General features: G+C 54.9%; 24 protein-coding genes. 14 read left to right on the top strand and 10 right to left on the bottom strand.

Features of this window, described 5'->3' with window-relative positions; all coding sequences use genetic code 11:
• Positions 1-41 precede the first annotated feature (41 nt).
• Entirely contained in the window at positions 42-1,439 is a 1,398-nt protein-coding gene (locus tag WH277_RS10345; protein ID WP_171148820.1) for a sugar porter family MFS transporter, read from the top strand.
• A 53-nt stretch (positions 1,440-1,492) separates the two neighbouring features.
• Here WH277_RS10345 and WH277_RS10340 read toward each other — a convergent pair whose 3' ends face one another.
• The 3 genes from WH277_RS10340 to WH277_RS10330 form a co-directional block, all read right to left on the bottom strand.
• The gene (locus WH277_RS10340; RefSeq protein ID WP_171148821.1) at positions 1,493-1,969 is read right to left on the bottom strand and encodes a GlcG/HbpS family heme-binding protein; all 477 of its coding nucleotides are present in this window, start codon (positions 1,967-1,969) and stop codon (positions 1,493-1,495) included.
• Positions 1,970-2,039: 70 nt separating this feature from the next.
• Positions 2,040-2,693, bottom strand: coding sequence for a response regulator transcription factor (locus WH277_RS10335; protein ID WP_171148822.1), 654 nt, complete (start codon positions 2,691-2,693; stop codon positions 2,040-2,042).
• Positions 2,690-4,006, bottom strand: a complete 1,317-nt coding sequence (locus tag WH277_RS10330) for a sensor histidine kinase (RefSeq protein ID WP_339505566.1) — start codon at positions 4,004-4,006, stop codon at positions 2,690-2,692. The genes WH277_RS10335 and WH277_RS10330 overlap by 4 nt, the downstream gene beginning before the upstream one ends.
• A 149-nt stretch (positions 4,007-4,155) precedes the next feature.
• Between WH277_RS10330 and WH277_RS10325 the strand changes: the two genes are divergently transcribed.
• The 6 genes from WH277_RS10325 to ruvX all read left to right on the top strand — a co-directional run bounded on the left by WH277_RS10325 (position 4,156) and on the right by ruvX (position 8,384).
• Positions 4,156-4,668, top strand: coding sequence for a SprT family zinc-dependent metalloprotease (locus tag WH277_RS10325; RefSeq protein ID WP_339506331.1), 513 nt, complete (start codon positions 4,156-4,158; stop codon positions 4,666-4,668).
• A 122-nt stretch (positions 4,669-4,790) separates the two neighbouring features.
• Positions 4,791-5,504 carry a deoxyribonuclease I gene (endA, locus tag WH277_RS10320; RefSeq protein ID WP_339505564.1) on the top strand — a complete coding sequence of 238 codons (714 nt, stop codon included), beginning with the start codon at positions 4,791-4,793 and terminating at the stop codon, positions 5,502-5,504.
• A gap of 53 nt (positions 5,505-5,557) precedes the next feature.
• On the top strand, positions 5,558-6,289 hold the full coding sequence (rsmE, locus tag WH277_RS10315; RefSeq protein ID WP_159337582.1) for a 16S rRNA (uracil(1498)-N(3))-methyltransferase: 732 nt from the start codon (positions 5,558-5,560) through the stop codon (positions 6,287-6,289).
• Between the two features lie 74 nt (positions 6,290-6,363).
• Positions 6,364-7,308, top strand: a complete 945-nt coding sequence (gene gshB / locus WH277_RS10310) for a glutathione synthase (RefSeq protein ID WP_133846162.1) — start codon at positions 6,364-6,366, stop codon at positions 7,306-7,308.
• A gap of 90 nt (positions 7,309-7,398) precedes the next feature.
• Entirely contained in the window at positions 7,399-7,962 is a 564-nt protein-coding gene (locus WH277_RS10305) for a YqgE/AlgH family protein (protein ID WP_133846161.1), read from the top strand.
• Complete coding sequence (gene ruvX, locus WH277_RS10300; protein WP_191933856.1) at positions 7,962-8,384, top strand: Holliday junction resolvase RuvX; 423 nt, start codon at positions 7,962-7,964, stop codon at positions 8,382-8,384. The genes WH277_RS10305 and ruvX overlap by 1 nt, the downstream gene beginning before the upstream one ends.
• Positions 8,385-8,474: 90 nt before the next feature.
• Here ruvX and WH277_RS10295 read toward each other — a convergent pair whose 3' ends face one another.
• On the bottom strand, positions 8,475-9,467 hold the full coding sequence (locus WH277_RS10295; protein WP_339505561.1) for a type IV pilus twitching motility protein PilT: 993 nt from the start codon (positions 9,465-9,467) through the stop codon (positions 8,475-8,477).
• 15 nt (positions 9,468-9,482) lie between these two features.
• On the opposite strand from WH277_RS10295, the gene WH277_RS10290 reads away from it, so the two are divergent.
• The 4 genes from WH277_RS10290 to hemW all read left to right on the top strand — a co-directional run bounded on the left by WH277_RS10290 (position 9,483) and on the right by hemW (position 12,621).
• Positions 9,483-10,196, top strand: coding sequence for a YggS family pyridoxal phosphate-dependent enzyme (locus WH277_RS10290; protein WP_133846320.1), 714 nt, complete (start codon positions 9,483-9,485; stop codon positions 10,194-10,196).
• Between the two features lie 8 nt (positions 10,197-10,204).
• A complete protein-coding gene (locus WH277_RS10285) occupies positions 10,205-10,744 on the top strand; it encodes a YggT family protein (protein ID WP_133846158.1) in 540 nt (179 codons plus the stop codon).
• Positions 10,745-10,898: 154 nt separating this feature from the next.
• Positions 10,899-11,492 (top strand): RdgB/HAM1 family non-canonical purine NTP pyrophosphatase, encoded by a 594-nt coding sequence (gene rdgB / locus WH277_RS10280; protein ID WP_339505559.1) that lies wholly within the window; start codon positions 10,899-10,901, stop codon positions 11,490-11,492.
• Positions 11,485-12,621, top strand: coding sequence for a radical SAM family heme chaperone HemW (gene hemW / locus WH277_RS10275; protein ID WP_159337580.1), 1,137 nt, complete (start codon positions 11,485-11,487; stop codon positions 12,619-12,621). Before rdgB ends, hemW begins: the two co-directional genes overlap by 8 nt.
• Positions 12,622-12,732: 111 nt before the next feature.
• Here the strand turns inward: hemW and WH277_RS10270 are convergent, their stop codons facing one another.
• The 3 genes from WH277_RS10270 to trmB all read right to left on the bottom strand — a co-directional run bounded on the left by WH277_RS10270 (position 12,733) and on the right by trmB (position 14,647).
• Positions 12,733-13,449: a YggN family protein gene (locus WH277_RS10270; protein ID WP_133846155.1), complete on the bottom strand. Its 717-nt coding sequence runs from the start codon at positions 13,447-13,449 to the stop codon at positions 12,733-12,735.
• Between the two features lie 152 nt (positions 13,450-13,601).
• Positions 13,602-13,928, bottom strand: coding sequence for a YggL family protein (locus WH277_RS10265; protein WP_133846154.1), 327 nt, complete (start codon positions 13,926-13,928; stop codon positions 13,602-13,604).
• A complete protein-coding gene (gene trmB, locus WH277_RS10260; RefSeq protein ID WP_133846153.1) occupies positions 13,928-14,647 on the bottom strand; it encodes a tRNA (guanosine(46)-N7)-methyltransferase TrmB in 720 nt (239 codons plus the stop codon). The genes WH277_RS10265 and trmB overlap by 1 nt, the downstream gene beginning before the upstream one ends.
• Before the next feature lie 321 nt (positions 14,648-14,968).
• Between trmB and mutY the strand changes: the two genes are divergently transcribed.
• Genes mutY through mltC form a run of 3 tightly spaced genes read left to right on the top strand, consistent with a single transcriptional unit; the run spans position 14,969 to position 17,460 of the window.
• Positions 14,969-16,054, top strand: a complete 1,086-nt coding sequence (gene mutY, locus WH277_RS10255; RefSeq protein WP_339505549.1) for an A/G-specific adenine glycosylase — start codon at positions 14,969-14,971, stop codon at positions 16,052-16,054.
• Entirely contained in the window at positions 16,054-16,326 is a 273-nt protein-coding gene (locus WH277_RS10250) for an oxidative damage protection protein (RefSeq protein ID WP_133846151.1), read from the top strand. The genes mutY and WH277_RS10250 overlap by 1 nt, the downstream gene beginning before the upstream one ends.
• Before the next feature lie 54 nt (positions 16,327-16,380).
• Positions 16,381-17,460, top strand: a complete 1,080-nt coding sequence (mltC, locus tag WH277_RS10245) for a membrane-bound lytic murein transglycosylase MltC (RefSeq protein WP_133846150.1) — start codon at positions 16,381-16,383, stop codon at positions 17,458-17,460.
• A gap of 47 nt (positions 17,461-17,507) precedes the next feature.
• Here mltC and WH277_RS10240 read toward each other — a convergent pair whose 3' ends face one another.
• The 3 genes from WH277_RS10240 to WH277_RS10230 all read right to left on the bottom strand — a co-directional run bounded on the left by WH277_RS10240 (position 17,508) and on the right by WH277_RS10230 (position 19,111).
• A complete protein-coding gene (locus tag WH277_RS10240; protein ID WP_133846149.1) occupies positions 17,508-17,870 on the bottom strand; it encodes a type II toxin-antitoxin system HicB family antitoxin in 363 nt (120 codons plus the stop codon).
• Positions 17,867-18,142, bottom strand: a complete 276-nt coding sequence (locus WH277_RS10235) for a type II toxin-antitoxin system HicA family toxin (RefSeq protein WP_212815854.1) — start codon at positions 18,140-18,142, stop codon at positions 17,867-17,869. The genes WH277_RS10240 and WH277_RS10235 overlap by 4 nt, the downstream gene beginning before the upstream one ends.
• A 138-nt stretch (positions 18,143-18,280) precedes the next feature.
• On the bottom strand, positions 18,281-19,111 hold the full coding sequence (locus WH277_RS10230) for a phosphoenolpyruvate hydrolase family protein (protein ID WP_212815853.1): 831 nt from the start codon (positions 19,109-19,111) through the stop codon (positions 18,281-18,283).
• Positions 19,112-19,113: the final 2 nt, after the last annotated feature.

Below are 19,113 nucleotides of genomic sequence, written 5' to 3'. Positions count from 1 at the left end.
TCTATAACAACAACATACGGTACTACTTAATGGAGGCGACCATGCCTGATAATAAAAAACGCAGCAGGACATCAAACAAGGCTATGACCCTGTTTGTCTGCTTCCTCGCAGCACTGGCAGGCCTGCTGTTCGGCCTGGATATCGGTGTTATTGCCGGCGCATTACCCTTCATCGCGAAAGACTTCAGCGTGACTCCTCACCAACAGGAGTGGATAGTAAGTTCAATGATGTTCGGTGCCGCAATCGGTGCCGTCGGCAGTGGCTGGATGTCATCCTATCTCGGCCGTAAGAAAAGCCTGATGATCGGGGCCGTGCTGTTCGTTATCGGCTCCCTGTGGTCAGCCTTCTCCCCTAACCCGGAAATGCTGATTGTCGCCCGCGTACTGCTGGGCCTGGCGGTGGGTGTCGCATCGTATACTGCTCCGCTTTACCTGTCTGAGATTGCACCGGAGAAGATCCGTGGCAGCATGATATCGCTGTACCAGTTGATGATTACCATCGGTATTCTGGGTGCTTATTTGTCGGATACTGCCTTCAGCTACTCCGGTGAATGGCGCTGGATGCTCGGCGTGATCACTATCCCTGCCCTGCTGCTGCTGGTGGGTGTGTTCTTCCTGCCTAACAGCCCACGCTGGCTGGCGGCGAAAGGTGATTTCCGCAGCGCACAGCGGGTGCTGGATCGTCTGCGTGATACCAGCGAACAGGCTAAACGTGAACTGGATGAAATTCGTGAAAGTCTGAAGATCAAGCAGTCTGGCTGGTCGCTGTTCAAAGACAACAGCAACTTCCGCCGCGCGGTCTATCTTGGCGTGCTGTTGCAGGTGATGCAGCAGTTCACCGGCATGAACGTCATCATGTACTACGCGCCAAAAATCTTCGAAATTGCTGGCTTCACCAATACCACCCAGCAGATGTGGGGAACGGTGATTGTCGGGCTGATCAATGTGCTGGCCACCTTTATCGCTATTGGTCTGGTGGATCGCTGGGGCCGTAAGCCGACGCTAATCCTTGGCTTCATTGTGATGGCTGCCGGTATGGGCGTGCTGGGTACCATGCTGCACGTGGGGATTCACTCAGAAGGCGCGCAATACTTCGCTATTGCGATGCTGCTGATGTTTATCGTTGGTTTTGCGATGAGTGCCGGTCCGCTGATCTGGGTACTGTGTTCAGAAATCCAGCCGCTGAAAGGGCGTGATTTCGGTATCACGGTGTCGACCGCGACCAACTGGATTGCCAACATGATTGTCGGAGCCACCTTCCTGACCATGCTGAACACGCTGGGTAACGCCAACACCTTCTGGGTGTACGGCGCGCTGAACCTGTTCTTTATTGTCCTGACACTGTGGCTGATCCCGGAAACGAAAAACGTTTCACTGGAGCACATCGAACGCAATCTGTTAGGCGGTAAAAAACTGCGCAATATCGGTCAGCGTAACTAAGTACTGACCGCTTGTCGGTACGGGCTTCCCCGTACCGACATTTCCCTTTCGACTTACTTCGCCATCATCCCTTTTAACGCCGCTTCCGCACACTGCTGATCCAGATTGCCACCTGGCGCACCGCCTACCCCAATTGCTCCGATCGTCTGCTCGCCAGATTTCACCGGCACGCCGCCTGCCAGCAGCAGGAAGCCAGGAATATCGCGCATATTCTCAGCACCTTTATTGGACTGTGCCGCTTCCATCACTTTACTGGTCGGGTTTTTGGTCGACAGCGCGGTGTACGCCTTCATCTGACTGGCTTCCACTGTGTGCGGTCCCGCGTTATCCATACGCTGTACGGCCAGGGTGACACCAGCACGATCCACCACGGTAACACTGACGTTGTAACCGCTGGCAGAGCAGGACTGAATGGTCGCCAGTGCCAGCTGGTTCGCCTGCGCCAAAGACAGATTTTCAACGGCCACCGGTGCCGCCAGAGCAGAGAAAGAAGCCAACGTCAGTGACGCGGTAAGCAGAAAATGTTTCATCGTAAAACCTCGGAAAGTACGTAGAAGACAGGACGCACTTTAACCGGGAGACAACGCGCCGGGTATTCGGTTAACTACGATACCCGCCAGGTAAAACTACCTGGTTCTGACGCAGAAAGTTAAGCATTTCAACCTCTTTAACCAGCTGTGCCAGGGAAGAAATATCCAGCTTGCTGAAAATATTCGCGCGATGCGCTTCAACGGTGCGCGGCGATACCCCCAACGTCTGGGCAATCTCCTTATTCGCCTGCCCCGCCACCATCTGCTGCATCACTTCCGCTTCGCGATCGGACAGCTGGCTGAATTTTTCCGCCAGCTCACGCCGCTGCACGCTCAGTTGATAGCGTTTTTCATACTGACTGAAGGCGGCGCTGACCGTTTCAATGAGCAGGTCGGCATCAACCGGTTTAGTCAGAAACTCAAACGCACCGTTCTTAAACGCGCGGCGGCAGGTTTCGATGTTACCGTGCCCGGTCATCAGGATCACCGGCAGCAACACCGCCTGCTGCTGTAATTCATCCAGCAGCGTCAGCCCGGTTTTTCCCGGCATACGGATATCCAGCAGGATGCAGCCATGCAGTTCAGCGCTGTGCTGCTGCATGGCAATAAATTCCCCCGCGCTGGCAAACGCGGCAACCTGCCAGCCCATTGTTTCCAGCAGCAGGGTAAACGACTCGCGGATAGCGCTGTCGTCGTCAATCAGGTAGACCGTCAATAGCGTCATGCAACCTCCAGCGGTAGCCACAGCGTAAAGCAGGCCCCGCCCTGCGGGCGATTAGCCACCTCAATGCGGCCGTCCATTTTCAGTATCAGGGTTTCCGCCAGCGTCATTCCCAGGCCAATCCCCTCTTCACGGGTGGTGAAAAACGGGATAAAAACATGACTCAGTGCCTGCTCCGATAACCCCGGCCCGCCGTCGCTGACCTCGAGCCTCAGCGCATTACCTTCGCGAAGTGCCGTGACGCTCACCCAGGCTTTATCCTGACCCTGCTGTGCCTGAATCGCATTGCTCAACAGGTTATGAAAAATCTGCTCCAGCCACAGCGGCACCGCCAATAGCTCAGGCAGGGGGCTGGCAAAACGGTATTCGATTTTCACCTCAGCCTCCCGCAGTTCGCGGTCTAACAGCATTTCTACCCGTCGCCAAATCTGACGAATATCCACTGGTTTACGCTCGGCGGGCTGATTTTGCAGATTGTCCCGCCATGCCTGCAAAAGAGATGAAATACGCCGTACCTGGAGCACGGAAGCCTCCAGCACCGCAGGAATGCGATCGTACTGCTGCATTTCCAGCAGGCGCAATGCGCTCTGGTTATAGCTCATGACCGCCGTCAGCGGCTGATTCAATTCATGGGCCATGCCCGCCGTCATCTCATTGATCGTGTCCATGCGCGTCAGCTCGAAAAAATGAACGCGAAGATCGGCCACCTTGCGACGGTGATTCTGCTGCATTACCTTGCTGACGGTCAGGATCACCACGGCCCACATCAGCACCAGCGCGGCAGCCAGATCCCATGAAAGCAGATGCCAGGGGCGATGACTGCTCGCCGTCAGCAGAAAAGGCTGCGAAGCACTGTTAAGCTGACGCGACCAGTGCCAGCGCGTGCCCTTATCGGGCGTGCCTGACTGATACAACCTTTGCCCTTCCCACAGCAGGCTCACCTGCTGAAAATTCGCCAACTGCGGCAGGGTGTTAATCAGACGCCGGGCATCAATGAGCAAACGTATATGGCGAAAATGGTTGTTCAGCCAGTATTGCCCGGGAGCAGCCAGCGTCACCTGAGCCTGAGGATTACCGGTGACCGGTAGTGGGGCCAGTTGAATAATCTGCGGAAATTTTTTCTGCATCAGCGTGAAACCGTCATCATTGTTCAGTAGCGGCATCAGCGCATCATGCTGCGCCAGTGATTTTGTCAGGCTGGCGGCAATTTGCTCAAACTCTGCCGTTTGTAACCGATATTGTTCGTCCAGCTGGCTGCGGATCAGTATCCCTACCGACAGCGCAGAGAGTAACAACCCGATCAGCAGAAGCTTCATTTTTGCACGCAAGGCAGTCGCATCCATGATGGTGTCAGATAAGAGGCGTAATTTATCACCGTTTACACCTTAGTCTATAACGTGGGGGCATTGCCTGCCGATGCCACTGCTACTTGAATTGCCCGGTGTCGGCCCGTATTCTTGCCTGCATGAAATCCCAGAGACTCCCCATCGCTTTGCAACAGGCCGTGATGCGCCAACTGCGTGAAAAATTACAGCAGGCCAATGTGCGTCTGGAGCGCGACTATCCCGAACCGGCACTGGTTTATCAGCAGCGTGGAACCGCTGCCGGAACCGCCTGGCTACAGCACTGGGAAATCCGCCTGAATCCGGTATTACTGCTGGAAAATCAGCAGGCGTTTATTGATGAAGTTGTCCCTCATGAGCTGGCCCACCTGCTGGTATGGAAACATTTCGGTCGCGTTGCCCCCCACGGTAAAGAGTGGAAATGGATGATGGAAAGCATCCTTGGTGTTCCCGCCCGTCGTACCCATCAGTTCGAAGTTCAATCCGTACGTAGCCGGGCCTTCCCCTATTTCTGCCGTTGTCAGCAGCATCAGCTGACGGTCAGACGCCATAACCGGGTGGTACGCGGTGAAAGCGAATACCGCTGTCTGCACTGCGGTGACATCCTCAAGTCCGGTGACTTCCAGAAATCTTAAAATCTGCCTGATATGATTGAAATTCAGGCAATTTAAGACTCCTGTCTTCGCCACTTATTCGTAATATCCTGCATATCTGTTACTCTCCCTGCCTCTTTCATGGATTACAGATTTACTGGAATATGTCTCGCAAAATTTTCGCCTCTGTGGCCTTTGCTTTGCTGTTACCCGCCTTCTTTTCCCATGCCCTCAGCCTGGATAACTACCATCAGAACAGCTTCAATCAGGCGAAAGCTTATGCTGTGCAGATTAATGACGGTGCGCCCGGCACATTCTACTGCGGCTGTAAAATTCACTGGCAGGGGAAAAAAGGCGTGCCTGACCTCGCTTCGTGCGGCTATCAGGTACGTAAGAATGCCAACCGCGCCAGCCGTATTGAGTGGGAACATGTGGTTCCGGCCTGGAGCTTCGGCCACCAGCGCCAGTGCTGGCAAAACGGCGGCCGGAAAAACTGCGCCAAAGATGAGGGCTACCGCCGCATCGAAACTGACCTGCACAACCTGCAACCGTCTATCGGCGAAGTAAACGGCGATCGCGGTAACTTTATGTACAGCCAGTGGAACGGCGGCGAGTCGCAGTACGGCCAGTGCGCCATGAAGATCGATTTCAAAAACAAGCTGGCTGAGCCACCGGTGCGCGCCCGTGGCGCGATTGCCCGCACCTGGTTCTATATGCGTGACCAGTACCAGCTGCAAATGTCAAAACAGCAAACCCAGTTGATGACCGCATGGAATAAGCAGTACCCGGCTACTCAGTGGGAATGCGAACGCGACCGCCGCATTGCGCGTGTGCAGGGGAATCACAACCCTTATGTACAGCAGGCTTGCCAGCGGTAAAATCACTGACCTACACTGCACAGCATCCGTGCATTCATTTTGACAGGATTTCCATGCGTATACCCCGCATTTACCACCCTGAATCATTAGAGACAGGAAGCGAAACCGCCCTCAGCGAAGAAGCCGCTAACCACGTTGGCCGCGTACTGCGTATGGTGCCAGGCCAGGCCCTGGAATTGTTCGATGGCACAAATCTGACTTTTGCCGCCGAGATTATTCAGGCAGATAAAAAAAATGTGCGTGTCAAAATCATCGCAACCCGCGCCGACAGCCGCGAGTCCCCCCTTCATCTGCATCTTGGGCAGGTGATGTCACGCGGTGAAAAGATGGAGTTTACGATACAGAAAGCCGTAGAACTGGGAGTAAATGTGATTACCCCCTTGTTTTCTGAACGCTGCGGCGTAAAGCTGGATGCAGATCGTCTGGCGAAAAAAATTCAGCAGTGGCAGAAAATCGCCATTGCCGCCTGCGAACAGTGCGGGCGAAACAGCATACCGGAAGTCAGGCCAGCAATGGCACTTGACGCCTGGTGTGCAGAGCAGGATCACGGGTTAAGATTAAATCTCCATCCACGAGCTGAACACAGCATCAACACACTGCCGCTCCCGGTTGAGCGCGTGAGGTTGCTGATTGGCCCGGAAGGAGGACTCACGTCCGATGAAATCAGTATGACCGCACAGCATGGTTTTACCGATATTTTGCTGGGGCCGCGCGTACTGCGTACCGAAACCACCGCCCTGACGGCGATTACCGCCCTGCAGGTGCGTTTTGGCGACCTGGGCTAAAACTAATAAACATACTTGAGCGTAATCGTCGCAGACAGTTTGCAGGCTAGATAGCTCTAAGTGGAGAAGAAAGAATGATTAAGCTTGGCATCGTGATGGACCCGATCACTTCCATCAATATTAAAAAAGACACCAGCTTTGCGATGTTGCTGGAAGCACAGCGCCGTGGTTACGAAATTCACTACATGGAGATGAACGATCTCTATCTGCGTGGTGGCGAAGGCCGTGCCCGCACCCGCCTGCTGAGCGTAGAGCAGAACTATGACAAATGGTTCGAGTTCGGCAGCGAGCAGGACATTGCGTTGGCCGATCTTAACGTGGTGCTGATGCGCAAAGATCCTCCGTTCGATACCGAGTTTATTTACGCCACCTACATCCTTGAGCGTGCGGAAGAGAAAGGCACACTGATCGTTAACAAGCCGCAGAGCCTGCGTGACTGTAACGAAAAGCTGTTCACCGCCTGGTTTGCCGAACTGACCCCGGATACGCTGGTCACACGTAATGCCAGCCAGATCCGTGAATTCTGGCAGGAACACGGCGACATCATCCTTAAACCCCTGGATGGCATGGGCGGCGCGTCTATCTTCCGCGTCAAGAAAGAAGACCCGAACCTGTCAGTCATCATCGAAACCCTGACCAGCCACGGCGAGTTCTACTGCATGGCGCAAAACTTTATTCCTGGCATCAAAGACGGGGATAAACGCGTGCTGGTGGTGGACGGCGAACCGGTGCCTTACTGCCTGGCGCGTATTCCAAAAGCGGGAGAAACCCGTGGCAACCTGGCCGCGGGTGGCCGTGGTGAAGCTCGCCCACTGACAGAAAGCGACTGGGAAATTGCCCGCCGCGTTGGCCCAATCCTGAAAGAGAAAGGACTGATCTTTGTCGGCCTGGATATTATCGGTGACAAACTGACTGAAATTAATGTGACCAGCCCAACCTGCGTTCGCGAGATCGAAGCCGCATTCCCGATTTCTATCACCGGCATGCTGATGGATGCGATTGAAAAACGCCTGGCCTGATTGTTGCGGCAGGGCCGGACTGCCCTCCGCTCACCCATTAACGCCCGTGGCGAACCGCCCGGGCGTTAACCAGACTACAGAACACTAAGTATGAATTTACAGCATCACTTTTTGATTGCCATGCCAACGCTACAGGACCCGCTGTTCAAACGTTCAGTGGTCTATATCTGCGAACACAATGATGATGGTGCGATGGGGCTGATCGTCAATAAACCGATGGAAAATCTGACGGTTGACGGCATTCTCACCAAGCTAAAAATATCACCAGAGCCACGTGAATCCGACGCAAGACTGGATAAACCGGTGTTTGCCGGGGGCCCGCTGGCAGAGGATCGCGGTTTTATTCTGCATTCCGCACAGCGGACATTTGCCTCCAGCATTCGTGTGTCTGACAACACGGTGATCACCACATCCCGCGATGTACTGGAAACGCTGGGTACGCCGGATCAACCCGAACAGGTACTGGTTGCACTGGGCTATTGTGCCTGGGAAAAAGATCAGCTGGAAAGCGAACTGCTGGAAAATGCCTGGCTGACGACCTCCGCCAACAGCAATATCCTGTTCCATACCCCGATTGCCGAGCGCTGGCGCGAAGCAGCAAAAAGTATGGGTGTCGATATCCATAATATCGCCAGTGAAGCAGGACACGCCTGATGAGCAGTATGACCATGTTGTCCTTTGATTTTGGGACGAAAAGTATTGGCGTGGCGATTGGCCAGCAACTGACCGGCACAGCCCGCCCGTTAACAGCGTTGAAAGCCAATGATGGCGTACCGGACTGGAACAAAATTGAAGCGCTGCTGAAAGAGTGGCAGCCGGACCGCGTAGTGGTGGGCCTGCCGCTGAATATGGATGGCACCGAACAACCGCTGACCGTACGGGCACGTAAATTCGCCAACCGTCTGCATGGCCGTTTTGGCGTACAGATTGAGCTGCATGATGAGCGTCTTAGCACTGTCGAAGCTCGTGCTGAACTGTTTGAGCGCGGGGGTTTTCGCGCCCTGAGCAAAGGCAGCGTCGATTCGCTTTCTGCGGTCATCATTCTGGAAAGCTGGTTCGAGAACCATTACACGTAAATGAGCTAAACGGGTCAGGCATGCCAGACCCTACACAATCGCCCTCCCGCCGAAGGGGCGTGGCATCACTCGCCCGTTCCCGGCACAACATTAACTCAATACCCCCAATCTTTGCCGTTCCGCCAGGCTCTGCTCAAACGTCTGCATTCCCAGCTGGCTGCCCGTCTGCAACAGCGCCGGGAGCTGATGCGTTTTCCCCTCGCGTATAAGATTCGCCACCGCCGGGCAGTTAACCAGCACCTCGAACAACGCGACCCTGCCCGTTTTTGCCTGCACCAGACGCTGGGCAATCACCGCCTGTAAACTCCCTGCCAGCTGGCTACGCACCAGGTTTTTTTCATTGCCGGGAAACACATCCACCAGCCGCTCCACAGCCTGTGCTGCGCCACGCGTATGCAGCGTTGCCAGCACCAGATGCCCGGTTTCAGCGGCCGTCAGCGCCAGTTGGATGGTTTCTGCATCACGCAGTTCGCCCAGCAGGATCACATCCGGGTCTTCACGCAGTGCCGCACGAAGCCCCGAGCCAAAGCCGTTGAAGTGCAGGCCCTTCTCACGCTGCTGGATCAGCGACTGTGCGCTGCTATGCAGATATTCCACCGGGTCTTCCAGCGTCAGGATATGCCGCTGCTGATGCTGATTAATTTCGCCAATCAGCGCCGCCAGTGTAGTGGACTTGCCGCTGCCGGTGGCACCGGTTATCAGGATTAACCCCTCTTTGTGGTGCAGCAACGATCGTGTCACCTCCGGCAGGTGCAACACGTCCATTGCCGGGCAGTGACGGGCAATAAGACGCAGCGCCAGCGACAGACCGTGCCGCTGGCGGAAGAGATTCCCCCTCAGGCGCACACCCTCTGGCATCGTCAAGGCAAAGTCCACCTGCCCCTGCTGCGCCAGTTCCTGCTGCTGGGCCGCGCTCAGCCAGTGCTGTGCCACGCTTTCCAGCCATGCATTTTGCACCTCAGGCTCGCCGTCAATCACTGTCAGACGGCCATCACAGCGCCAGAATGGAGAATGACCACTGCAAAGGTGCAGATCCCCGGCATTATGCTTTACACTAAGGGCCACTATTTCCTCAATATCCATATTTCATCCCTGACTATGACTTCGATTGAGCACAACTTACAGCAAGTCCACCAGCGGATCTCAGCGGCGGCGGCACAATGCGGGCGTGATCCACACGAGATTGAGCTGCTTGCAGTGAGCAAAACCAAACCTGCGAGCGCGGTCGAAGAAGCGGTGGCAGCCGGGCAGCGTAGCTTTGGCGAAAACTATGTGCAGGAAGGCGTGGATAAAATCCAGCTACTGGCAAATTCTGCCCTGACCTGGCACTTTATCGGCCCGCTGCAATCTAACAAAAGCCGTCTGGTCGCCGAGCATTTTGACTGGTGCCATACCGTTGACCGTCTGCGCATTGCCAGCCGCCTCAACGAGCAGCGCCCTGACGATTTGCCTCCGCTTAATGTCCTGATTCAAATCAATATCAGCGATGAGCAGAGTAAATCCGGTATCAGGCTGGCTGACCTGCCCGCGCTGGCACAGCAGATAGCCGATCTGCCGCGTCTCACACTGCGCGGATTGATGGCTATCCCGGCACCCGAAGCCGACTACGCGCGCCAGTTGGCGGTATGTCAGCAGATGGCCGAAGCGTTTCAACAGCTGCAACAAGATTATCCCGGCGTGGATACCCTCTCGCTGGGAATGAGTGACGATATGGATGCCGCAATCGCGGCAGGCAGTACCATGGTGCGTATCGGCACCGCAATTTTCGGCGCGCGCGACTACGGTCACACCGCCGTTCATCACAACAACTGAGGAACCTCATGCTAGCGTTGATCTTTCTGGTCACAACGGTGATTGCGATTTACATCAAAGTGTTGTTACTGCGCGTCTGGATGCAGTGGGCACGGTGTGACTTCTACAACCCATTCTCACAGTTTGTGGTGAAAATCACCCAACCGATCGTTAAACCTGTACGCCGCATCATCCCGTCTATCGGGCCGCTTGATACGGCTTCATTACTGCTGGCTTATATCGTCAGCGTGCTGCTGGGGCCGGTGACGTTGCGCCTGTTCGTGCCGGATCCAATTTTCCTCTACCTGGGTCTGGTGATCCTGGTGAAAGCGGCGGGTGTGCTGGTCTTCTGGGTCATTATCGTGCGTTCACTGATGAGCTGGGTCAGCCAGGGGCGTAACCCGGTTGATTACGTGCTGATTCAGTTAACAGAGCCGCTGATGGCACCTGTGCGCCGTATTATTCCGGCGATGGGCGGTATCGACTTCTCGGCAATGGCGGTGATTCTGATTCTGTATATGCTGAATTTCCTGGGCTTAGAATACATCCCCGGCTGGGCCCAGTTTTAACTGTCGTCTTTTACCCTACAGATGCGTTGGCTGCCCTTGTGAACCCCGGTCACTTACTACAGTAAGCTCCCGGGGATTCACTCAGTTGCCGCCTTCCTGTAGGGCAAAATTCTCGGTTAAAACGTTATAAATTAATAATATTCTTGGATCTACTATGCAAAAAGTTGTACTCGCCACCGGCAACCCCGGAAAGGTTCGTGAGCTGGCTGACCTGTTAGCCGCGTTTGGGCTGGATATCGTGGCGCAAACGGAACTGGGCGTGGAGTCTGCCGAAGAGACCGGGCTGACCTTTATTGAAAACGCCATTCTTAAGGCGCGCCATGCGGCGGCCATTACCGGGTTACCGGCTATTGCCGATGACTCAGGGCTGGCTGTCGATGCTCTGGGTGGCGCTCCGGGGATCTACTCAGCGCGCTATGCCGGGCTTGATGCCAGCGACCAGCAAAATCTGGAAAAGCTGCTGACGACGCTGGAATCGGTGCCGGACGGGAAACGTCAGGCGCAGTTTCACTGCGTGCTGGTCTATCTGCGCCATGCTGAAGATCCGACACCACTGGTGTTTCACGGCAGCTGGGCCGGGGAAATTACCCGCAGCGCGGCAGGCGTAGGGGGCTTCGGTTATGATCCGATCTTCTTCGTTCCTGCGCTGGGTAAAACCGCAGCAGAACTGAGCAAGGCAGAAAAACTCGCGGTGTCACATCGTGGGCAGGCCTTAGAGCTGTTGCTGAGCGCCATGAAACATGGTTAATCTGCCCCCGTTAAGCCTGTACATCCATATTCCCTGGTGTGTACAGAAGTGCCCGTACTGCGATTTCAATTCCCACGCATTAAAAGGTGAGGTGCCGCACGAAGAGTACGTGCAGCACCTGCTGAACGATCTGGATATTGACCTGCCGCTGACTTCCGGGCGCGAAGTCAGCACCATTTTTATTGGTGGTGGTACGCCAAGCCTGTTAAGCAGTGAAGCGATGCAGATGCTGCTGGACGGAGTTCGTGCACGCCTGCCGCTGTCACCCACGGCTGAGATCACCATGGAAGCCAATCCGGGGGCAGTCGAAGCAGAGCGTTTCAGCGGCTATCAGCGCGCCGGTATCAACCGTATCTCCATTGGCGTGCAGAGTTTCAGTGCGGCCAAGCTGGAGCGTTTGGGGCGCATTCACGGGCCTGAGGAAGCGAAGCGGGCAGCGCAGCTGGCTGAGAACCTCGGGCTGCGCAGCTTTAACCTCGATCTGATGCACGGTCTGCCGGACCAGTCGCTGGAAGAGGCGCTGGACGATTTGCGCCAGGCGATTGCCCTCAATCCACCGCACCTGTCCTGGTACCAGCTCACCATTGAGCCAAACACCCTGTTTGCCTCGCGGCCACCGCGCCTGCCAGATGAAGATGACCTGTGGGATATTTTCGAGCAAGGTGATGCGTTGCTGACAGCGGCAGGTTATCAGCAGTATGAGACCTCAGCCTATGCCAAACCCGGCTACCGCTGTGAACATAACCTCAATTACTGGCGCTTTGGTGATTACCTCGGTATTGGCTGCGGTGCTCACGGTAAACTGACTCAGCCGGACGGTACCATTATCCGCACCGCTAAAACCAAGCATCCGCGCGGTTTTATGACGGGTAAATATCTCGATAAGCGCCACAATGTGGCCGATGCCGAGAAGCCGTTCGAATTCTTTATGAACCGTTTTCGCCTGCTGGAAGCCGCACCGCGTGAGGAATATACGCGCTATACCGGATTGCCGGAAAGCACCATTCGCGCGCAGATCGATGACGCCCTCGCCAAAGGGTATCTGACGGAAACGGCAGAAGAATGGCAGATTACGGAGAAGGGAAAATTGTTCCTGAATTCGCTGCTGGAGCTGTTTTTAGCGGAGTAATGCTGTTCGGGTCAGGCATGCCTGACCCCTACGAAATTACGCGAATGCCTCGCCCGGACGCAATAACACGTATCCCTCCAGGGCGAGGCATGCAGCGCCCGGCATAAACGCTTACTTCAACCCGGCAATCAACGCCTTGCGTTGGCCTTCAAGGCTGGTCACACGATTACAGACTTCATGACCGAAGTTCTGGAAATCCTGCTCCTGATTGCTCCATTCGGCCTGAATCGCCTGCTGTAAACCACCAAGATTACCCATAATCGCCTGCAACGGGTTATCGCCGTTTCCTGCCTGCTTGCTGCCCATCTCGTTCAGACTGTCCTGCACCACCCCACCCATCGCGTTTTGTACCAGACGCTCGCCATCCTGACGCACCTGCTCAACCGCCTTATGATGGAAGGTTAAACCGTCGCTACGCTGCTCGATAATACGGTTCATCTGCTGCTTCAGCTGCCCGTCCAGCGTGGTCAGACGCTGACGCACATTACTGTTCTGCCCCAGTTTCTGAACAATAACGCGGTCCAGTGCAATCCGCCCTTTTTCCAGACGCTGTTTAGCCCCGCTATCAATCCACGGCAAATCACGGCGTAGCGCAGTCTGATAATCGATAGCTTTCTGGCGTGTGGCATCATCAATATTCGCCACTTTACCATTACGCTGTACATCACCCACAGGGGAGATGCTCAGATTCCCGCTGGCGCCAACGACCTCGACCTGATTCGGGCTGATAATGATATCGTCCTGAGGATTAACGCTGCATTGGTAATCCGCCTGTGCCTGGCCGGCGGCCAGTAGCAGCAATGCACCACTCAAAAGCGCTTTACGCATAAATCGTCTCCTTGATATGAAAAAGGGGCAACCACAAACATGGCCGCCCCCCTTATGTGGTCATCCCGGAGGGCCGATCGAAAAAATGATCGGCCTCTACAGCGCGATTACCCCACTTTCGCAGGGTCTGACCTTCTGTTGCGGTCAGACCGTCAATCCCACCAAACGTCGAAAAGTTCGGTCACTTTCACATCGTTCAGCTTACGCGCTTCCAGCCAGTTTTTAACCAGCTCACGATGCTCATCGGTGCATTTGCCGATTTTCTGCAGGCAGATCAGACCTTCCCACTGCAGATAACCGCTGCCATCGAAGGCAAGGCCGTTAGCGTCGATCACTTCGTTGATCAGCGCATCAACAGTGCTGTCGATAGTCTCTTCGCTGGTGCCTTCCGGGAAGGTAAAGCCCACGGAGAAGCCTAACTCCTGAAACTCATCAATGTGCATTTTCTTACGAAGACGACGACTGCGTTGTGTAGCCATTATTTAACCCTCTCAAACATCAGATCCCATACACCGTGGCCAAGACGCTGACCACGCTGCTCAAATTTCGTTAACGGCCGCGATTCCGGGCGCGGCACCCAGTTACCTTCTTGCGACTGGTTTTTATACCCGTCAATGCTGCTCATCACTTCCAGCATATGCTCTGCATAGGCTTCCCAGTCGGTCGCCATATGGAACACGCCACCCAGCTTCAGCTTACGCAATACCAGTTCGGCAAACGGCACCTGCACGATGCGGCGTTTATTGTGGCGCGCCTTGTGCCACGGATCCGGGAAGAACAGCTGCACCATACCCAGCGAGTTATCCGGGATCATCAGATTCAGCACTTCAACCGCATCATGACACATCACCCGCAGATTGCTGACGCCCGCCTCTTCCGCCGTCGCCAGGCAGGCACCCACGCCCGGTGAATGCACTTCAATACCCAGGAAGTTCTGATGCGGATTGCTGGCAGCCATCGCCACCAGCGAAGCGCCCATACCGAAGCCAATCTCCAGCACCAGCGGTGCGTCACGGCCAAACAGAGCAGTTAAATCGACCGGTTCCGGCTGATACTCAACGCCCATCACCGGCCACAGTGTCTCCAGCGCCTGCTGCTGACCTTTGGTCAGACGGCCCTGGCGACGTACAAAGCTGCGGATCCGGCGCATAGCGCGGCCATTTTCGTCAAATTCCGGTGAGATAACATCGTTTTTCATGATTCTGCCTGCGGCTGTGCACTGTAGAAAGCGGGCATTATGCCTTCAGGAAGTGAAAACATAAAGGCCGCCTGTTGCAGGGACGCCTGCGTAACTGGTTTGCAGTATAGACCCAAAATAATTCGAGTCCCCTCAGGGGGCCTACTTTTGGTGCAGGAAGGCGGCAATGAAGTATGAAGGGTATCGCTGCCAAAAAATACGCTGACAGCATAGCGTCTCGCAGCAGTTAATCAAATGCAGTGATTATCCGGTTTACAGCCCTTAATCTCTGTGCTGGAATCCCTGCCTGGTTTTCAGATTGGCAGAACGGGGATTCACAACATGCAGGCAGCGCAGTTTTCACATCAGGTACTGGAGTGGTATCAGCGCTATGGGCGTAAAACCCTGCCGTGGCAGCTAGAGAAAACACCGTATAAGGTCTGGCTCTCTGAAGTGATGCTGCAACAGACGCAGGTCGCAACCGTTATCCCCTATTTCGAACGATTCATGGCACGTTTTCCTACCGTCAGCGACCTCGCTGCCGCCCCGCTTGATGAAGTGCTGCACCTGTGGACCGGTCTCGGTTATTACGCCCGTGCGCGTAATCTGCATAAAGCAGCGAAAACCGTGGTGGAAAAGCATGGCGGTGTTTTTCCGCAAACCCTGGAAGAGGTTGAAGCCCTGCCCGGCATCGGGCGTTCCACTGCTGGCGCGGTTCTCTCTCTGGCGCTGGGCAAGCACTTCCCGATTCTGGATGGCAACGTCAAACGCGTGCTGGCCCGCTGCTATGCGGTAGGTGGGTGGCCGGGTAAGAAAGAGGTGGAAAAGCGCCTGTGGCAAATCAGTGAAGATGTCACCCCCGCGGAGGGCGTCAGCCAGTTTAACCAGGCAATGATGGACCTCGGCGCGATGGTGTGTACCCGCTCGAAACCTAAATGTGAAATTTGCCCGCTTAATCTCGGCTGCATTGCTTACGCAAATAATAGCTGGGCGCAGTACCCGGGAAAAAAACCGAAGCAGACCATTCCGGAACGCACCGGCTTCTTATTACTGATGCAGCAAGGGCAGGATGTCTGGCTGGAACAGCGTCCCCCGGTTGGATTGTGGGGCGGGCTGTTCTGTTTTCCCCAGTACAACACTGAGCCAGAACTGCGCCAGGCACTGCGGCTGCGCGGGCTTGATGACAGCAAACTGCAGCAGATGATCGCCTTCCGCCATACCTTCAGCCATTTCCATCTGGATATTGTGCCAATGTGGCTTGAGCTGCCTTCTGCCCGTGCGGCAATGGATGATGTGCCGGGTCTCTGGTATAACTTAGCGCAGCCGCCCGCCGTGGGGCTGGCCGCGCCGGTAGAGCGCCTGCTACAGCAGTTACGCCAGCCACAACAGATGGCGTTGAATGCTCGCGTAACAGAAGAGGAAGAGTAATGAGCCGAACCATTTTTTGTACGTTCCTGCAACGTGATGCCGAAGGGCAGGATTTCCAGTTGTACCCTGGGGATACAGGCAAACGCATTTATAACGAGATTTCAAAAGAAGCCTGGTCAAAATGGATGGCGAAACAGACCATGCTGATCAACGAAAAGAAACTCAGTATGATGAACCCTGATGACCGTAAGCTACTGGAACAAGAGATGATTAAATTCCTGTTCGAGGGCCACGAGGTTCATATCGAAGGTTATACCCCGCCGGAAGAATAAGTCGTTGGGCCTCACTGATGAGGCCCTCTCAAATTGTGGGCGATGCACGAGAAAATGAAGAAAAAACTGATAAGTTTGCTGATTATTGCGCCGTTGCTGGTTTCCTGCTCAGGCAAGAAGCAAAACGCCTCTCATGAAGAGTGGATTAAAGACACCAACGGTTTTGATATTTTGATGGGACAGTTTGCCCACAACATCGAAAATATCTGGGGAATGAATGAAGTCCTGATCGCCGGTCCAAAAGACTATGTGAAGTACAGCGATCAATACTACACCCGTAGCCACATTAACTTTGATGCCGGTAGCATCACTATCGAGACGATCGCAGGAACCGATCCGACGGCCAGTCTGCGTCAGGCGATTATCACCACCCTGCTGATCGGGGAAGATCCGGGTAATGTCGATCTCTATTCCGACGCCAAAGATATTCAGATCAGTAAAGAGCCGCTGCTGTATGGCCAGGTGCTGGATAATACCGGCCAGCCGATCCGCTGGCAGGGGCGCGCCGCCAGCTTTGCTGACTATCTGATCCAGAATAAGCTGCAACGCCGTAATTCCGGTCTGCATGTGATCTGGTCGGTCACCATTCCGATGGTGCCAAACCACCTCGACAAACGCGCGCATAAGTATCTGCCGATGGTGCGCAAAGCCGCCGAGCGCTATGGCGTCGATCAGTCGCTGATCCTGGCGATCATGCAGATTGAATCCAGCTTCAACCCTTATGCAGTCAGCCATGCGGATGCACTGGGCCTGATGCAGGTGGTACAGCATACCGCCGGGGTGGATGTGTTCCGGATGAAAGGGAAATGGGGCAAACCAAGCCGCAGTTATCTGCTCGACCCGGAAAACAATATCGATGCGGGCACCGCCTATCTGTCTCTGTTACAGGGCAACTACCTGGCCGGTATCAATAACACCACCTCGCGCCGCTATGCGGTGATCACCGCCTATAACGGCGGTGCAGGAAGCGTACTGCGGGTGTTCTCCAGCGATAAAGACCGTGCCTTCAGCGCGATTAACAACCTGTCGCCTGCTGAGGTCTACCAGAAGCTGACCACCAGTCACCCGTCGGCAGAATCGCGTCGTTACCTGTCTAAGGTTAACAACGCGCAGAAGAGCTACCACCGCTATTAATGAATCGGCCAGGGGCGACCAGCAATAAAGGTCGCCCCTGACTCACCTCAACATTTCTTCATTTGCGCGCTTAATGCCGCGACAATATAGCTATTCAGCGAGAGCTGATGTTCTGCGGCGGCCTGTGCCAGTTGTTCGCCAAAAGACTCTGGATAGCGCAATGTGAAGGTTTTCACTTTCTCCTCATGCTCATAGGGATCGATGCCACTCTCATGGCAGTCCGCCAGATAATCACGCAGGGAGATTTCACCTTCGCACTTTAACCCTGTAATACTGTCAGCGACAAAATCACAGTAACCCGATAACCCAAGAAACTTACCGCGAAACGCGCCCAGCTCAGCAACAAAATTGACTGCGGCAGGCTGGCCGCCAATCACCATCACGTTAGGTATAGCCATCACTTTATTCATGGTTCAACTCCTGTCTCTTCCAGCCACTCCTTCACTGCCACTACCGCCCCTTTATCTGTCTCCGGTGACGGATGTGGGCGGTGAAAACGTGCCAGTGAGCCATTAAGCAGAAACCTGACACGGGATCCTTGTGCTTCACGGACTTCACCTGCAAGAGCAATGATCAAGGTTTCTATTCGTTGCCACTTCAGATCCGTGGGTATCGGGCGGGTAAAAATTTGCCGCAACGTATCCCGATGTCGTTTTCTTAATGCCGCTATTCTATTCCTCATTGCATCATCCTTGAAGTCATTTTTTGAAGTCAAAATACACTTCAATGACGTTGACGCAATGTCAGATGCCTGGACTTGCGCAGCGCTACGCATAAAAAAGGCGCAGTAAGCTGCGCCTAGGGAATCTCGGGTGAGGTATTACCGACTGATATTCTTGAACTTACGTGTGGTTTCGGTGAGTGCCACTTCGGTTGGCAGGCGCTCCATTGAGCTGGCGCCGTAGAAACCATCGCACTGCGGGCAATTATCCATAATGTACTGCGCATCTTCCGGGCTGGAGATCGGTCCGCCGTGACACAGCACGATCACGTCCTCGCGCACCGCTTTAGCGGCTGCGGCCCAGGTATTCACCAGCGGCACACAGTCCTTCAACTGCAACGCCGTCGAGGCACCGATATTTCCTCCGGTGGTCAGCCCCATATGCGGCACAATAATATCCGCACCCGCGGCGGTCATCGCCTCTGCGTCGGCGGCGCTGAACACATAGGGCGTGGTCAGCATCTCTTTCTGATGTGCCAGGGCGATCATCTCCACTTCCAGGCCGTAGCCCATGCCGGTCTCTTCCAGGTTGGCGCGGAAGTTACCGTCAATCAGCCCGACGGTCGGGAAATTCTGTACACCGGAAAAGCCGAGGGCTTTCAGGTCATCGAGGAATTTATCGAAATTGCAGAAAGGATCGGTGCCATTCACGCCCGCCAGTACCGGGGTATGTTTCACCACTGGCAGTACCTCTTTGGCCATATCAACCACGATCTCATTGGCATTGCCGTAGGCCAGCAACCCGGCGAGTGAGCCGCGTCCGGCCATCCGGTAGCGCCCGGAGTTATAGATCACGATCAGATCGATACCCCCGGCTTCTTCGCATTTTGCTGACAGCCCAGTGCCCGCGCCGCCGCCGATAATCGGTTCACGACGGGCAATCATCTCTCTGAATTTCGTCAGCATCTGCTGACGGCTAAAAGCAGGCATGG

Origin of the sequence: Erwinia sp. MYb416 (genome assembly GCF_037479575.1) — a bacterium.
Lineage (GTDB): Bacteria > Pseudomonadota > Gammaproteobacteria > Enterobacterales > Enterobacteriaceae > Erwinia > Erwinia rhapontici.
Note: the sequence above shows the minus strand (reverse complement) of the source record. Positions and strands in the feature narration are given on the sequence as shown.

What these genes read in the sequence shown, in the direction of transcription:
- WH277_RS10345 (WP_171148820.1), top strand. Translation starts at nt 42, where the DNA reads ATGCCTGATAATAAAAAACGCAGCAGGACATCAAACAAGGCTATGACC.
- WH277_RS10340 (WP_171148821.1), bottom strand. Translation starts at nt 1,969, where the DNA reads ATGAAACATTTTCTGCTTACCGCGTCACTGACGTTGGCTTCTTTCTCT.
- WH277_RS10335 (WP_171148822.1), bottom strand. Translation starts at nt 2,693, where the DNA reads ATGACGCTATTGACGGTCTACCTGATTGACGACGACAGCGCTATCCGC.
- WH277_RS10330 (WP_339505566.1), bottom strand. Translation starts at nt 4,006, where the DNA reads ATGAAGCTTCTGCTGATCGGGTTGTTACTCTCTGCGCTGTCGGTAGGG.
- WH277_RS10325 (WP_339506331.1), top strand. Translation starts at nt 4,156, where the DNA reads ATGAAATCCCAGAGACTCCCCATCGCTTTGCAACAGGCCGTGATGCGC.
- endA (WP_339505564.1), top strand. Translation starts at nt 4,791, where the DNA reads ATGTCTCGCAAAATTTTCGCCTCTGTGGCCTTTGCTTTGCTGTTACCC.
- rsmE (WP_159337582.1), top strand. Translation starts at nt 5,558, where the DNA reads ATGCGTATACCCCGCATTTACCACCCTGAATCATTAGAGACAGGAAGC.
- gshB (WP_133846162.1), top strand. Translation starts at nt 6,364, where the DNA reads ATGATTAAGCTTGGCATCGTGATGGACCCGATCACTTCCATCAATATT.
- WH277_RS10305 (WP_133846161.1), top strand. Translation starts at nt 7,399, where the DNA reads ATGAATTTACAGCATCACTTTTTGATTGCCATGCCAACGCTACAGGAC.
- ruvX (WP_191933856.1), top strand. Translation starts at nt 7,962, where the DNA reads ATGAGCAGTATGACCATGTTGTCCTTTGATTTTGGGACGAAAAGTATT.
- WH277_RS10295 (WP_339505561.1), bottom strand. Translation starts at nt 9,467, where the DNA reads ATGGATATTGAGGAAATAGTGGCCCTTAGTGTAAAGCATAATGCCGGG.
- WH277_RS10290 (WP_133846320.1), top strand. Translation starts at nt 9,483, where the DNA reads ATGACTTCGATTGAGCACAACTTACAGCAAGTCCACCAGCGGATCTCA.
- WH277_RS10285 (WP_133846158.1), top strand. Translation starts at nt 10,205, where the DNA reads ATGCTAGCGTTGATCTTTCTGGTCACAACGGTGATTGCGATTTACATC.
- rdgB (WP_339505559.1), top strand. Translation starts at nt 10,899, where the DNA reads ATGCAAAAAGTTGTACTCGCCACCGGCAACCCCGGAAAGGTTCGTGAG.
- hemW (WP_159337580.1), top strand. Translation starts at nt 11,485, where the DNA reads ATGGTTAATCTGCCCCCGTTAAGCCTGTACATCCATATTCCCTGGTGT.
- WH277_RS10270 (WP_133846155.1), bottom strand. Translation starts at nt 13,449, where the DNA reads ATGCGTAAAGCGCTTTTGAGTGGTGCATTGCTGCTACTGGCCGCCGGC.
- WH277_RS10265 (WP_133846154.1), bottom strand. Translation starts at nt 13,928, where the DNA reads ATGGCTACACAACGCAGTCGTCGTCTTCGTAAGAAAATGCACATTGAT.
- trmB (WP_133846153.1), bottom strand. Translation starts at nt 14,647, where the DNA reads ATGAAAAACGATGTTATCTCACCGGAATTTGACGAAAATGGCCGCGCT.
- mutY (WP_339505549.1), top strand. Translation starts at nt 14,969, where the DNA reads ATGCAGGCAGCGCAGTTTTCACATCAGGTACTGGAGTGGTATCAGCGC.
- WH277_RS10250 (WP_133846151.1), top strand. Translation starts at nt 16,054, where the DNA reads ATGAGCCGAACCATTTTTTGTACGTTCCTGCAACGTGATGCCGAAGGG.
- mltC (WP_133846150.1), top strand. Translation starts at nt 16,381, where the DNA reads ATGAAGAAAAAACTGATAAGTTTGCTGATTATTGCGCCGTTGCTGGTT.
- WH277_RS10240 (WP_133846149.1), bottom strand. Translation starts at nt 17,870, where the DNA reads ATGAATAAAGTGATGGCTATACCTAACGTGATGGTGATTGGCGGCCAG.
- WH277_RS10235 (WP_212815854.1), bottom strand. Translation starts at nt 18,142, where the DNA reads ATGAGGAATAGAATAGCGGCATTAAGAAAACGACATCGGGATACGTTG.
- WH277_RS10230 (WP_212815853.1), bottom strand. Translation starts at nt 19,111, where the DNA reads ATGCCTGCTTTTAGCCGTCAGCAGATGCTGACGAAATTCAGAGAGATG.